The organism is Massilia sp. Root418 (assembly GCF_001425265.1).
In the GTDB taxonomy this organism is placed as follows: Bacteria; Pseudomonadota; Gammaproteobacteria; order Burkholderiales; family Burkholderiaceae_D; genus Rugamonas.
Genome location: NZ_LMEC01000020.1, coordinates 598,216 through 610,888 on the forward strand (window position 1 = coordinate 598,216; position 12,673 = coordinate 610,888).

Annotated in this window: 13 protein-coding genes; 8 read left to right on the top strand and 5 right to left on the bottom strand. The window is 68.6% G+C overall.

Going from position 1 to position 12,673, the window contains the following annotated elements; translation table 11 throughout:
- The first annotated feature begins 19 nt into the window (after positions 1 to 19).
- The 6 genes from ASC94_RS15055 (at position 20) to ASC94_RS15080 (ending at position 6,126) form a co-directional block, all read left to right on the top strand.
- Complete coding sequence (locus ASC94_RS15055; RefSeq protein WP_056396221.1) at positions 20 to 2,332, top strand: nitric-oxide reductase large subunit; 2,313 nt, start codon at positions 20 to 22, stop codon at positions 2,330 to 2,332.
- A gap of 64 nt (positions 2,333 to 2,396) precedes the next feature.
- On the top strand, positions 2,397 to 2,663 hold the full coding sequence (locus ASC94_RS15060) for a DUF2249 domain-containing protein (protein WP_056396223.1): 267 nt from the start codon (positions 2,397 to 2,399) through the stop codon (positions 2,661 to 2,663).
- 10 nt (positions 2,664 to 2,673) lie between these two features.
- Positions 2,674 to 3,054 (top strand): SirB2 family protein, encoded by a 381-nt coding sequence (locus tag ASC94_RS15065; protein WP_229417280.1) that lies wholly within the window; start codon positions 2,674 to 2,676, stop codon positions 3,052 to 3,054.
- Between the two features lie 130 nt (positions 3,055 to 3,184).
- Complete coding sequence (locus tag ASC94_RS15070; RefSeq protein ID WP_056396225.1) at positions 3,185 to 5,200, top strand: ribonucleoside triphosphate reductase; 2,016 nt, start codon at positions 3,185 to 3,187, stop codon at positions 5,198 to 5,200.
- A 34-nt stretch (positions 5,201 to 5,234) separates the two neighbouring features.
- The gene (nrdD, locus tag ASC94_RS15075) at positions 5,235 to 5,417 is read left to right on the top strand and encodes an anaerobic ribonucleoside-triphosphate reductase (RefSeq protein WP_056396227.1); all 183 of its coding nucleotides are present in this window, start codon (positions 5,235 to 5,237) and stop codon (positions 5,415 to 5,417) included.
- A gap of 1 nt (position 5,418) precedes the next feature.
- Entirely contained in the window at positions 5,419 to 6,126 is a 708-nt protein-coding gene (locus ASC94_RS15080) for an anaerobic ribonucleoside-triphosphate reductase activating protein (RefSeq protein WP_056396229.1), read from the top strand.
- A gap of 196 nt (positions 6,127 to 6,322) precedes the next feature.
- Here the strand turns inward: ASC94_RS15080 and ipdC are convergent, their stop codons facing one another.
- From ipdC to ASC94_RS15105, 5 genes are read right to left on the bottom strand one after another with little or no spacing between them, the layout of a single operon-like run.
- Positions 6,323 to 7,951: an indolepyruvate/phenylpyruvate decarboxylase gene (gene ipdC, locus ASC94_RS15085; RefSeq protein ID WP_056396231.1), complete on the bottom strand. Its 1,629-nt coding sequence runs from the start codon at positions 7,949 to 7,951 to the stop codon at positions 6,323 to 6,325.
- On the bottom strand, positions 7,948 to 8,343 hold the full coding sequence (locus ASC94_RS15090; RefSeq protein ID WP_056396235.1) for a putative zinc-binding protein: 396 nt from the start codon (positions 8,341 to 8,343) through the stop codon (positions 7,948 to 7,950). The genes ipdC and ASC94_RS15090 overlap by 4 nt, the downstream gene beginning before the upstream one ends.
- Before the next feature lie 43 nt (positions 8,344 to 8,386).
- Positions 8,387 to 8,953, bottom strand: coding sequence for an SCP2 domain-containing protein (locus ASC94_RS15095; RefSeq protein WP_307718838.1), 567 nt, complete (start codon positions 8,951 to 8,953; stop codon positions 8,387 to 8,389).
- Entirely contained in the window at positions 8,950 to 9,855 is a 906-nt protein-coding gene (locus tag ASC94_RS15100; RefSeq protein WP_056396238.1) for a U32 family peptidase, read from the bottom strand. Before ASC94_RS15100 ends, ASC94_RS15095 begins: the two co-directional genes overlap by 4 nt.
- A 10-nt stretch (positions 9,856 to 9,865) precedes the next feature.
- Entirely contained in the window at positions 9,866 to 10,897 is a 1,032-nt protein-coding gene (locus ASC94_RS15105; protein WP_056396241.1) for a peptidase U32 family protein, read from the bottom strand.
- A 152-nt stretch (positions 10,898 to 11,049) separates the two neighbouring features.
- Here ASC94_RS15105 and ASC94_RS15110 point away from each other — a divergent pair, with 152 nt between their 5' ends.
- Positions 11,050 to 11,310 (top strand): DUF2249 domain-containing protein, encoded by a 261-nt coding sequence (locus ASC94_RS15110; RefSeq protein ID WP_056396243.1) that lies wholly within the window; start codon positions 11,050 to 11,052, stop codon positions 11,308 to 11,310.
- Positions 11,311 to 11,322: 12 nt separating this feature from the next.
- Complete coding sequence (locus ASC94_RS15115) at positions 11,323 to 12,633, top strand: hypothetical protein (RefSeq protein WP_056396246.1); 1,311 nt, start codon at positions 11,323 to 11,325, stop codon at positions 12,631 to 12,633.
- Positions 12,634 to 12,673 lie beyond the last annotated feature (40 nt).

Below are 12,673 nucleotides of genomic sequence, written 5' to 3' on the forward strand. Positions count from 1 at the left end.
CAACCATACCGAGGAAATCATGCACGCTACGCGCAAACTCTGGACCTGGCTCGCAGTCATCTGCGCGCTGTCCTTTGCCGTCCTGGGCTGGGTCGGCGCCGAGATCTACCTGGCCGCCCCGCCCATCCCGCAACGTATCATCAGCAGCGAAGGCCGGCTGCTCTATTCCGAAGGCCAGGTGCAGCGCGGCCAGCAGGCCTGGCTGTCGGCCGGTGGCCAGCAGCTGGGCACCGTCTGGGGCCACGGCAGCTACGTGGCGCCCGACTGGTCGGCCGACTGGCTGCACCGCGAAGCGCTGGCGCTGCGCCAGATCTGGGCGCAGCGCGAACACGAGGCGCCGTACGAGTCGCTCGGCAAGCCGGCCCAGGCCGCGCTGGATGCGCGCGTGCAGGAGGAGCTGCGCCGCAATACCTATGATGCGGGACGCGGCGCCATCGTGCTTTCGCCGGACCGTGCCGACGCGGTGCTGGAAGTGGCGCGCCACTACACCGGCCTGTTTGGCGACGACCGCTCGCTGGACGCGCTGCGCACGCAGTACGCCATGAGCGCGAACTCGCTTACCGATCCCGAGGAACTGGCCGCGCTGCCGGCCTTCGTGTTCTGGTCCGCGTGGGCCGCCGCCACCGACCGTCCCGGGGAGGCCGGCCTGAGCTACACCAGCAACTGGCCGCATGAACCGCTGGTGGGCAACCGCCCCAGCGCCAGCGCCGGCATCTGGTCGGTGGCCTCCATCGTGCTGATGCTGGGCGCCATCGCCGCCATGGTGATGTTCCACGCCCGCAGCAGCGAGGAAGCCGATCCCGCCCCGGCCAAGGCCGATCCCCTGCTCAAGCTGGCGCCCACGCCATCCATGCGCGCCACCCGCAAGTACTTCTTCGTGGTCATCGCGCTGATCCTGGCGCAAGTGGGCATGGGCGTGATCACCGCCCACTACGCGGTCGAGGGCCAGAGCTTCTTCGGCCTGCCGCTGGCCGACGTGCTGCCCTTCGTGGTGAGCCGCACCATCCACACCCAGTTCGCCGTGCTGTGGATCGCCACCGCCTGGCTGGCCACCGGCCTGTATATCGCGCCCGCCATTTCCGGCCATGAGCCGAAGTACCAGAAGCTGGGCGTGGACGTGCTGTTCTACGCGCTGCTGTTCATCGTGGCCGGCTCCACCGCCTGCGGCTGGCTCGGCACCCTGCAACACAAGGGCAGCGCCTTCGCCTTCTGGCTCGGCAACCAGGGCCTGGAATTCACCAGCATGGGCCGCGTCTGGCAGGTGCTGCTGTTCGTCGGCCTGCTGTTCTGGGTCACGCTGCTGGGCCGCGCCCTGTGGCCCGCGCTGAAAAAGCCTTCGGAAAGCCGTGGGCTGATCGTGATGGTGTTCCTGTCGGCGCTGTGCATCGGCGGCTTCTATGCCACTTCGCTCACCTGGGGCCGCGGCACGCATTACTCCATGGTCGAGTACTGGCGCTGGTGGCTGGTCCACCTGTGGGTGGAGGGCTTCTTCGAAGTGTTCGCCACCGCCGTCATCGCCCTGCTGTTCGTCCGCCTTGGCCTGATCCGCGCCGCCGCCGCCAACAGCGCCATCGTGCTGGAAACCATCGTGTTCCTGTTCGGCGGCATCCTGGGAACCCTGCACCACCTGTACTTCACCGGCACGCCGACGTTCGTCATCGCTATCGGCTCCATGTTCTCGGCGCTGGAAGTGGTGCCGCTGTCGATGCTGGGCATCGAGGCATGGCGCAACTACCAGCGCAGCAAGGCCGCGCCGTGGGTGGCCAGCTACCGCTGGTCCATCCTGTGCTTCATCGCGGTGGGCTTCTGGAACACGGTGGGCGCCGGCCTGCTGGGCTTCTCCATCAACACGCCGATCGCGCTTTACTACATGCAAGGCCTGAACATGACGGCCGCCCACGGCCACGCCGCGCTGTTCGGCGTGTACGGCATGCTGGGCATCGGCCTGCTGCTGTTCTGCCTGCGCGGCATGAGCGACCGCCTGGCCTGGTCGGACCGCCTGCTCAAGCCCATGTTCTGGTGCCTGAACATCGGCCTGGCGATGATGGTGTTCTTGTCGCTCACGCCGGCCGGCATCTACCAGGCCTGGGCCAGCATCAGCACCGGCATGTGGTTCGCCCGTTCGCCTGAAGTGGTGCACTCGCCGCTGATGGAAACCCTGGTGTGGCTGCGCGTTCCGGGCGACGTGGTGTTTGCCGCCGGCACGCTGTTCCTGGCGCTGTTCGCCTGGCGCCTGCTGCGCGCAGGCCAGCCGCGCGCAGCGGCGGCCGGTGCCGCTGCCGCTGCCGGTACCGTAGCCGGTGCCGCTTCCGCCAAGGCCAGCCGGTCCTGATTCATCCCGGGGGCGGCGCCCAGCCGCCGTCCCCATCCCCTACCCAAGCTGAAGGAGTTTCGCCATGTCCCACGATTGTTCCACTCCCACCGCCGTCGCCGGCACCTATCCCTTCGACGCGCGCGGCGTGTCCAAGCGCTTCCGCCACGCGGCCATCTTCGGCGCGCTGCAGGCGCTGCAGCCCGGCGAGTGCATGCGCTTCTGTAACGACCACGACCCGCTGCCGCTGCTGCGCCAGATCGACCAGGTGTTCGGTCCGCGCGTGCGCGCGGCCTACGTGTCCCGCACACCGGGCGAGATCCTGATCGACTTCCTGATCGTGGCAGAATGAAGGAATGAGAATGATGGACTACCATGTGCTCAAGCTGATCCATGTCAGCTGCGTCGCGGCCAGCGTCACGCTGTTCGCGCTGCGCGGCGCGGGCATGTGGTGCGGCGCCGCCTGGACCGGGCAGCGCTGGACGCGCATCCTGCCGCCCATCATCGACACGCTGCTGCTGGCCAGCGCAGTCACGCTGGCCGTCACCACCGGCCAGTCGCCGCTGGTGCAGCCGTGGCTGGCCGCCAAGCTGACGGCGGTGGTGGTCTACATCGTGCTCGGCACCTTCGCCCTCAAGCGCGCCCGCACCCTGGCGGGCAGGCGCGCCGCGCTGCTGACCGCCCTGGCCACGCTGGCCTACATCATCGCTGTCGCCCTCACCAAGCAGCCCTGGCCCCTGTAGCCACGGCTGCTGTAGGACCGGCCTTAAGCCATATCAAGAAATTCAAAAACAGCGCCCGCAGCTGTTGACCCCACTACATCCAGTGCCTAATCTGAGCGCTCACACCACATTTAGTAGCCAAGGAGGACATGTGCTCTTCGCATCACCCCATACCAGCATCATCAAGCGCGACGGTACCGGCCAGCCCTTCGACCCGGCCAAGATCCACTCGGCGCTGCGCCGCGCCGGGGAAGCCAGCGGCGAATTCGACGCCGGCACCGCTGCCCAGCTGACCCAGCTCGTGCTCACCTACATCGGCACGCAGCGCCAGCCGGCCGCGCTGGACGTAGCGCTGGACGTCGAGAATGTGCAGGACCAGGTGGAGCGCGCGCTGTACGAAAGCGGCCACCGCGCCACGCTGCGCGCCTTCATCGTCTATCGCGAGCAGCACCGCCGCCTGCGCCAGGACCGCAGCTCGCTGGTCGACGTGGTGGCCTCCGTGAACGAATACCTGAACCGACAGGACTGGCGCGTGAACGCCAACGCCAACCAGGGCTACTCGCTGGGCGGCCTGATATTGAACGTGTCCGGCAAGGTGATCGCCAACTACTGGCTGGACCACGTCTACCCGCCCGCCGTCGGCCAGGCCCACCGCGAGGCGGACCTGCACATCCACGACCTTGACATGCTGGCCGGCTATTGCGCCGGCTGGTCGCTGCGCACCCTGCTCAACGAAGGCCTGAACGGCGTGCCCGGCAAGGTGGAGTCAGCGCCGCCGCGCCACATGTCCAGCGCCATCGGCCAGATCGTCAACTTCCTCGGCACCTTGCAGAACGAATGGGCCGGCGCGCAGGCGTTCAGCTCCTTCGACACCTATATGGCGCCCTTCGTGCGCAACGACGGCCTGGATTACGCGGCCGTGAAACAGGCCATGCAGGAACTGATCTACAACCTCAACGTGCCGTCGCGCTGGGGCACCCAGACTCCGTTCACCAACCTCACTTTCGACTGGGTATGTCCGGAAGACCTGCGCGAACAGATCCCGCACATCGCCGGCCAACCCATGCCATTCAGCTACGGCGAGCTGCAGGCCGAGATGGACATGATCAACCGCGCCTACATCGAAGTGATGATGGCGGGGGACGCCAAGGGCCGCGCCTTCACCTTCCCCATCCCCACCTACAACATCACCCCGGACTTCGACTGGCACAGTCCGAACGCCGAGCTGCTGTTCGAGATGACGGCGCGCTACGGCCTGCCCTACTTCCAGAACTTCATCAACTCAGAACTGAAGCCGAACATGATACGGTCCATGTGCTGCCGCCTGCAGCTGGACCTGCGCGAGCTGCTCAAGCGCGGCAATGGGCTGTTCGGCTCTGCCGAGCAGACCGGGTCGCTGGGCGTGGTCACCATCAACTGCGCGCGCCTCGGCTATCTGCACCGGGGCGACGAGGCCGCGCTGCTGGCCGCGCTGGACGTGCTGCTGGAGCTGGGCAAGCAAAGCCTGGAGATCAAGCGCAAGGTGATCCAGCGCCACATGGACAACGGCCTGTTCCCCTACACCAAGCGCTACCTGGGCACCTTGCGCAACCACTTCTCCACCCTGGGGGTGAACGGCATCAACGAGATGATACGCAACTTCAGCGGCGGCGCGGACGACATCACCTCCGAAGCCGGCCGCGCCTTCGCCCTGCGCCTGCTGGACCACGTACGCGCGCGCATGCTGGAATTCCAGGAGGAGACCGGCCATATGTACAACCTGGAAGCCACGCCGGCCGAGGGCACCACCTACCGCTTCGCCCGCGAAGACCGCAAGCGCTACCCGGACATCCTGCAGGCCGGCACTGCCGGCATGCCCTACTACACCAACTCCTCGCAGCTCCCGGTCGGCTACACGGACGATCCCTTCGAGGCGCTGGAGCAGCAGGACGCGCTGCAGCGCAAGTACACCGGCGGCACGGTGCTGCATCTGTACATGACCGAAGCGCTGTCCAGCGCGGACGCCTGCCGGACATTGGTGAAGCGCTCGCTGAGCCGCTTCGGCCTGCCCTACATCACCGTCACGCCCACGTTCTCGATCTGTCCCAAGCACGGCTACCTGAGCGGACGTCACCCCTTCTGCCCCAAGTGCGACGATGAACTCATCGCACGCAAGCTGGCCGCCTGAGGCCTCGATTTATCCACCCACTGAAAGGAAGACCATGCAAGCTACCAACAACGTCCTCGCCACCACCCGCAGCCTGATGCTGGACGACAGCGAGCGCCAGCCGTGCGAGATCTGGACCCGCGTGATGGGCTACCACCGTCCGCTGTCGTCGTTCAACATCGGCAAGCAGGGCGAGTTCCACGAACGCCAGTACTTCACCGAAGCGGCGGCGCACTAGGATGGACGGCGGACAGCTGAACGTGGGCGGCTACACGCCGTTCTCGGCCACCGACTATCCCGGCCAGCTGGCCGCCGTGGTGTTCGTGCAGGGCTGCCCCTGGCGCTGCGGCTATTGCCACAATCCGGAGCTGCAGGCCCGGCCCCGCACCAGCCCCCTTTCGTGGCCCCGGCTGCTGGAGCGGCTGGCCGCGCGGGCGGGGCTGCTCGATGCCGTGGTGTTCAGCGGCGGCGAGCCGACCACGGATCCGCTGCTGCCTGCCGCCATCGGGCAGGTGCGCACGCTGGGGTTCAAGGTGGGGCTGCATACGGCCTGCATCTATCCGGAGCGGCTCAAGCGCTTGCTGCCGCTGGTGGACTGGGTCGGGTTCGACGTCAAGGCGCCGTTCGAGGACTATGCCAGCGTGACCGGCGTGCCTGGCAGCGGACGCCACGCGCAGGAATGCGTGCGTGCCATATTGGAGAGCGGCGTGGAGTATGAGTGCCGCACCACGGCGCATTCAGGGCTGTTGCCCCCTGCCGCGCTGGAGCGGCTGGCGGCCACGCTGGCGGACATGGGCGTGCGGAATTACGTGCTGCAGCAGTTCCGCGCCACAGGTTGCCGCGACGCGGCGCTAAACGGCGGCGCGGTGCCGGGTTATCCGGATGAGACGCTGGCCGCCGGCCTGGCGCCGCGCTTTCCGCGCTTTATGCTGCGGCTGGCGCATTAGGGCGGTGGCGGTGCTGCGGCGGGTTACGCGCTGCGCGCTAGCCCGCCCTACGGGCACACGGCGTCAACGTGGCCCGCCACGACGTGGCACGCGAGGCAAATGGGAGCCGTCGCCCGCCCCGGAACGACACGCACCATGTCGAATGACGTAGGGCGGGTTAGCGGGGCGTGCCCCGCGTAACCCGCCGCTGCCGCGCCTAAACAGCCTGCGCCTGCAGCCGCTTCACTCCTTGCACAAACCTGGCCAAGGTATCGGACTGCGCGCCGCGCGGCAGCATGGCCTCGATCAGCTGGAACCGTCCGCGCGTGTCCAGCGCCCGGTCCAGCGCTGCCTTCAGCTGTCCGCGCGTCTCCACCCGATACCCATCCCCGCCCAGCGCCGCCGCCATGTCGGCAAAGCGCCAGTCGCTCAGATCGTTGTACCGCGCCTCAGGCTGGAAGGCGCGCAGCATCTCCCAGCCGCAGTTGTTCAAGACGATCACCACCGGATCCCAGCCGTAGCGCCGGCAATTACCCAGCTCCCAGCCCGTCATCTGGAAGGCCCCGTCGCCCACCAGGATCAGTGGCCGCCGCCCGGTGGACGCCTGCAGCCCCAGCCCGGCCGGCACGCCGTAGCCCATGGTGGCGTAGTAGCCTGGCGCCAGCAGCCCGCCGCCGTCGATATCGAGCGCGGTGAAGAAGCAGTCGCCGATGTCGGAAACGATGGGCATCGGGCCGCCAACGGCCAGCGCATCATTGACCGCGCGCGCGATGTCCATCGGCGCCACCGGGCCGCCGTCGGCGCGCAGCTCGCGCGGATAGCGCACCGCCTTGTGCGGCGGCGCCTGCGCAGCAAGCGCCTCTCCCGCAGCCAGCAGGGCATCCACCAGCGCCTCCAGCGGAATATCCGGGTAGACGTGGTGGCCCAGCGCCACCTGCCCGTCCAGCGCCTGTATGCTGCCGCGCATGTCGATCTTGCGCGCCGACACACCGAAGTTGGTGTCGGACAGCAGTACGCCCAGCATCAACAGTGCATCGGCCTCCTCCACCGCGCGGGTGACTTCCGGATCGCCCGCCACACCGAGATAAGTGCCCAGCAGCGGGGCATCCTCGTCCGCCAGCAGGCCGCGCCCCATGATGGTGGTGGCCACCGGCACGCGCAGCAGCCGCGCCAGGCGCGCCACCTTGTGCTCGATGCCGTAGCGGCGGATCTCGATACCGACCAGCAGCAAGGGACGCTGCGCTTCGGCCAGCCGGCGCAGCACCTCGGCGGCGCAGGCGCGCACGGCGTCCGGATGGGCGGCGGGCGGCGGCAACATGGGAACCGGCGCGCACGGCACTGCCACCATGTCGCGCGGCAGTTCAATGTAGACGGGCCGCGACTGCGCCAGGCAGTTGGCCAATGCGCGCGCGATCAGCGCCGGGGCCTCGGCGGCATTATCCAGCACCACCTGGTCGCAGGTGATCTCGCGGAAAATCGCCAGCTGCGAATCGAGGCTGCGGGCCTGGTGGTGCAGCAGGAAGCCGTTGCCGCGCTCGCGCGCGCCCGGCGCGCCGGAGATGACCACCAGCGGCACCTTCTCGGCGTAGGACGCGGCCACGGCGTTGACCATGTTGAGCGCGCCAGCGCCGTAGGTGACTACCGCCACGCCCAGGCCGCCGCCGTAGCGCGCGGCGGCGTCAGCGGCGAAGCCCACGCCCGGTTCGTGGCTGAGGGTGTACAGCGGCAGCGTGGCCGTCTGTTCGGCTTGCTGGAAGAATGGCAGCACAAAGTCGCCCGGCAGGCCGAACAGCTCGCGCGCGCCGTGCGCCTTGAGCGCGCGCAGCAGGGAAGTGGAAAGGTTCATGTAATGGTTTCTTCAATGAGGGCGGCAGCAGGCTCCAGCATGGCCTCGACGGCGCGCGCCACGCGCACCGCCTGCTGCGGGTCGTGGTGGGTGTGGAACTTCTTTTTCACGCCCATTTGGGGCAGCAGTACGTGGTGGGTAGGTTCCACGCCTTGCTGCGCCAGGCAATGGCGCACGCAAGCGAGCGCGCAGCCGTCGATGGCAATGATGACGCGGCCGGACCTGGCCAGCCGCACCAGCGGGCCCACGCCGCCTCCGACGCCGGCGATGCAGGACATTTCCGCGCTGCCCCTGCTGTCCAGTTCGAGCGCGGCGGCATTGGCCGTCTGCGCCGCGCTGGAACAGCCGGAACACGAATACACCAGCGGCAGCGCCGCGTCTTTGTGGCTCATGATGCCCTCCTAGTTAATGTTGTCCAGGCTAAGGTTGTCCAGGCTAAGGTTGACCGGTCTTTCCCCGCCTGCCCAGGTTGCGCAGCCAGGCCAGCACGGCCTGGCGCGCCGCCTCCGGCAGCGGCGTGTCGATCGCATCCAGCGTGTTCTTCACCAGCAGGCCCAGTTCCGTGTCGCCCGACATGGACAGGCGGCGGCTGAAGAACAGGGTGTCCGGGTCTTCTTCGCGCCGCGCCAGCGCCAGCAGGTCGCGCGCGCTGGCGGCAATCTCCAGGTCGGCGGCGGCGCCACGCGGCAGGCCGGCGAAACGTTCGCCGCGCCATTCATAGTCGAACGACAGCGCCGCGTCGCTGACGGTGAGGCGCAGGCGTCGGCCCAGCAGGCTGGCGCGCACGTCGTCCGGCAAGTAGGGCCGCAACGCCAGGTTGAGCGCGGCGGCGAACAGCAGGGAACCGGGCAGCGGGGGCAGCTTGCCCAGCACGGCGGCCAGGCCGGGCGGCAGCAGTGCCGCAGCGGATGGCGGCGGCAGGCTGCCGGCACGGCCGCCAGGGGCCCCATGCCCGCCGTGGCTCCCGTCGTTCGCATGCCTGGTGTGGTTCATTCCGCTCATGCCGCCTCCCCGTAGTGCTGGGCCAGGCCCGGTTCGCCGTGCCAGTAGCCGTTGCAGGCCGCGCCGGCAGCCAGCGGCAGCAGACTGCCCTGCGCCGGCTCGGCACCGCGCCGCAGCGCGTCGAAGGCCGCCAGCACGCCCGCCGTGCCTTGCGACTGGGGACTGATGCGCAGCACGTCCACGCCCATGGCTCCCAGTTCGCCGACCTCGCCGGCCAGGCTGTAGTGCTGCGCCGACTGCGTCTGCGTGCCGTTCAGCACCAGGAAAGGCTGCTGCTCGCGCGTGTGCATCAGCAGGCCATCCGGATGTTCCAGGCAGCTGAACTGGCAGTTATCCTTGGGCAGGTTGCGGTTGCGCGCCGTGAAGCAGCGCGCCGAGAACGCCAGCGGCATGCGGCCGTAGGCGAACACCTCGGTCTGCATGCCTTTCGGGCGGCCCTGCTGCATGGGCGCCAGCCCGGCGCGGCCCATCTCCAGCGGCATTACCCAGCGCCGCGCGCCCAGGCCATGCAGCAGTGCCAGCGTGGGCACGTTGTAGATGTTGAGCTGCGGCCCGGCCACAAAGCCGCAGGCCGGCGCGCCCTCGCACGACAGCAGGTTGACCGCGCCCATGTCGCCCGCCTCCACCTGGTAGTGGCCGTTGGCGGCGATGCGGCGCAGCGCCGCCACGTCCGCGCTCGATTCGAGCAGGGCCAGCGTGGACAGCACCACTTCCTTGCCGGCCGCTTCCAGCATGGCGGCAATAGCCAGCCAGTCGGCCAGGCGCAGCTCGTGGCGGCGCGAACACACGGTTTCGCCCAGGTAGACTATGTCCGCCGGGCCGGCGGCCACCTCCTCGTAGAAGGCCTGCACGGTGTTCTTGGGCCAGTAGTACAGCAGCGGCCCGAGTGCCAGTTTCAGCATGATGTTCCTTTCATTTCCATGCGCGGTGGTAGGCGCCCAGCGTGTGCTGCTGGCCCTCCGCCACCTTGTTCAGTTCCGCCATCCAGGCCGGCTTGACCGCGTAGCGCGCCGACGGCGCGCTGCACTGGTCGATCGCTTCGCGCCACACGCGCGTCACCTGGGCCACGTAAGCGGGACTGCGCTGGCGTCCCTCGATCTTCACCGCGCGCACGCCCATGTCCAGCAGCTTGGGCAGCAGCTCCAGCGTATTCAGGCTGGTGGGCTCCTCGACGGCGTAGTAGGTTTCGCCCTCCACGTCGAAGCGTCCCTTGCACAGCGTGGGGTAGCTGGCGTTTTCGCCATCCCGGTAGCGGTCGATCAGCACGCCGTTCAGGCGGGCGTCCAGCCCCTGCGGCGATGGCTGCCAGCGCACCGCCTTGGCCGGTGAGCACACGCCGTGCGTGTTGGGCGACTCGCCCGTGACGTAGGAGGACAGCGCGCAGCGCCCTTCCACCATCACGCACAGGCTGCCGAAGCCGAACACTTCGATCTCAACGCCGGTATTGGCGATCACGTGCTCCACCTGCGCCAGCGACAGCACGCGCGGCAACACAGCGCGCGCCACGCCGAACTGGCGCTGGTAGAAGTTGATGGCCTCGGCGTTGGTGGCCGAGCCTTGCACCGACAGGTGCAGGCGCAGGCCGGGATAATGATCGGCGGCGTAGCGCATCAGGCCCGGATCGGCCAGGATCACCGCGTCGATGCCCGCTTGCGCCGCGCGCGCGATGGCGCTGCGCCACAGGTCCGTGGACGATGGCTGCGGATAAGTGTTCAGCGCCAGGAGCACCTTGCGCCCGCGCTGGTGCGCGTAATCGATGCCCCGGGCGATGGCGGCGTCGTCGAAATTGAGGCCGGCGAAGTTGCGCGCGTTGGTGGCGTCGCGGAAGCCGAGGTAGACGCAGTCGGCGCCGTTGTCGACGGCCGCTTTCAGCGCCGGCAGGCTGCCCGCCGGGCAAACCAGCTCAATGCCTGGCGCGGCATCGGGTGTTGCAGTAAGACTCATGGTGTTCGCTTTACGTCAGTGGAGAAACCGGCAGCAAGCCGGTGCTGCCGCACTGTAACGCGGGGGCAAGGCGGCAATCCTTGATCTGAATCAAGGAAGGACGAGTTGCGGGAATGTGACAATCGGAGCACTCACTCAAGCGGAAGAAAGCCATGAACGTCAATCAGAAATCCCCCTCGTCTTCCCCATCCTGCCGCGCCGTGCAGATCGACGTGCGCGGCCTGCCGCCGCCCGAGCCGATGCAGCACATCATGGACGCGCTGGACCTGCTGGCGCGCGGCGACGTGCTGCACGTCGCCATGGACCGCGAACCGCACCCGCTGTTCGGCATCCTGGAGCGCGACGGCTATACGCACCACGGCGAATGGACGGACGACGGCTACGCGCTGCGCATCTGGCAAGCGGCTGCCTGAGGGAGCTTGTCCATGCAACGGGCCCTGAATTTCGACCACAATCCCTCGCTGTCCCTGCCCTTGCGCTATTTGCTGTGCGCGCCGCTGTTCGCGGCGCTGGCCGCCGCCACCCTGCTGTGGCAGGGCGAAGCGGCGTTCGCCAGCCGCTGGACACCCGGCATGCTGGCTGCCACCCATCTGCTTACGCTGGGCTGCGTCAGCATGGCCATCATCGGCGCGCTGCTGCAACTGCTGCCGGCGGTGGCGGGCATCGGCCTGCCGCGATCGAAGGGCCGCACCGTGCATGCCGGCCTGTGCGCAGGCACGCTGCTGCTGGCGGCGGGCTTCCTGTCCGGCCAGCCGGCGGTGTTCGCGCTGGCCATGGCGCTGCTGCTGCCCTCCCTGTTGCTGATGCTGGCGCGCTGCGCGGTCGGGCTGTGGCAGCAGCACGCGCCCGGCGCCGGCACCATGATGGCCGCTGTCCGCGTATCGCTGGCGGCGCTGGCCGTGACCATCGTGCTGGGGGCGCTGATCGGCAGCCAGTTCGCCTGGCCGGGCGCCTCCATGCTCCGCCTGCCCATGCTGCCCTTGACCGACATGCACGCCATGTGGGGCATGCTGGGCTGGGGCGGATTGATGATCATCGGCGTGGCCTACCAGGTGGTGCCGATGTTCCAGGTGACGGAAACCTATCCGGCCTGGCTCACGCGCGGGCTGACCACCTGGCTGTTCCTGCTGCTGGTGGCGGTGTCCATTGCCAGCCGGCTGGATGAGACGCCGGCGCACCACTTCACGCAAGCGGGCATGGCGCTGGGCGCGGCGGGCTACGGCTTGTTCGCCGCCGTTACCATTGCGCTGCTGCTGCGCCGCAAGCGGCCGCGCCATGAACCGGCCACGCTGTTCTGGTACACATCGGCAGGGAGCCTGCTGGCCGCATGCCTGCTGGTGCTGCTGCCGTGGAGTGCGGCCGATACCGCGCTGCCGCTGGCGCTGGGAACGCTGCTGCTGGGCGGCTTCGCGCTGTCGGTCATCAATGGCATGCTGTACCAGATCGTGCCCTTCCTGCTGTGGTATCACCTGCAGCACAACGTGCCGGGCGGCTGCCGCTCGGTGCCGGGCGTGCGCAAGATCGTTCCCGAGGCATGGGGCCAGCGCCAGTTCTGCCTGCACCTGGCGGCGCTCGCGCTGCTGCTCGCGGCCTGCCACCGGCCGGAGCTGCTGGCGCGGCCGGCTGCCGGCGTGATGCTGGCATCCTGCCTGGCGCTGATCTTCAATCTTGGCTACGCACTGCGCCTGTACTGGCGCCTGCGCGGCGCCATGCCGGAAGGCGCACTGGCGGCCTAGCGCGGCTCCCGCCGGGACGCGACGCTGGCCCGGGGCATGC

Excerpts from the sequence above, each read along its gene's own strand:
- nrdD (WP_056396227.1), top strand. The coding sequence starts at position 5,235 with ATGCAAGCTACCAACAACGTCCTCGCCACCACCCGCAGCCTGATGCTG.
- ASC94_RS15065 (WP_229417280.1), top strand. The coding sequence starts at position 2,674 with ATGATGGACTACCATGTGCTCAAGCTGATCCATGTCAGCTGCGTCGCG.
- ASC94_RS15060 (WP_056396223.1), top strand. The coding sequence starts at position 2,397 with ATGTCCCACGATTGTTCCACTCCCACCGCCGTCGCCGGCACCTATCCC.
- ASC94_RS15080 (WP_056396229.1), top strand. The coding sequence starts at position 5,419 with ATGGACGGCGGACAGCTGAACGTGGGCGGCTACACGCCGTTCTCGGCC.
- ASC94_RS15095 (WP_307718838.1), bottom strand. The coding sequence starts at position 8,953 with ATGAGCGGAATGAACCACACCAGGCATGCGAACGACGGGAGCCACGGC.
- ASC94_RS15090 (WP_056396235.1), bottom strand. The coding sequence starts at position 8,343 with ATGAGCCACAAAGACGCGGCGCTGCCGCTGGTGTATTCGTGTTCCGGC.
- ASC94_RS15100 (WP_056396238.1), bottom strand. The coding sequence starts at position 9,855 with ATGCTGAAACTGGCACTCGGGCCGCTGCTGTACTACTGGCCCAAGAAC.
- ASC94_RS15110 (WP_056396243.1), top strand. The coding sequence starts at position 11,050 with ATGAACGTCAATCAGAAATCCCCCTCGTCTTCCCCATCCTGCCGCGCC.
- ipdC (WP_056396231.1), bottom strand. The coding sequence starts at position 7,951 with ATGAACCTTTCCACTTCCCTGCTGCGCGCGCTCAAGGCGCACGGCGCG.
- ASC94_RS15105 (WP_056396241.1), bottom strand. The coding sequence starts at position 10,897 with ATGAGTCTTACTGCAACACCCGATGCCGCGCCAGGCATTGAGCTGGTT.
- ASC94_RS15115 (WP_056396246.1), top strand. The coding sequence starts at position 11,323 with ATGCAACGGGCCCTGAATTTCGACCACAATCCCTCGCTGTCCCTGCCC.
- ASC94_RS15055 (WP_056396221.1), top strand. The coding sequence starts at position 20 with ATGCACGCTACGCGCAAACTCTGGACCTGGCTCGCAGTCATCTGCGCG.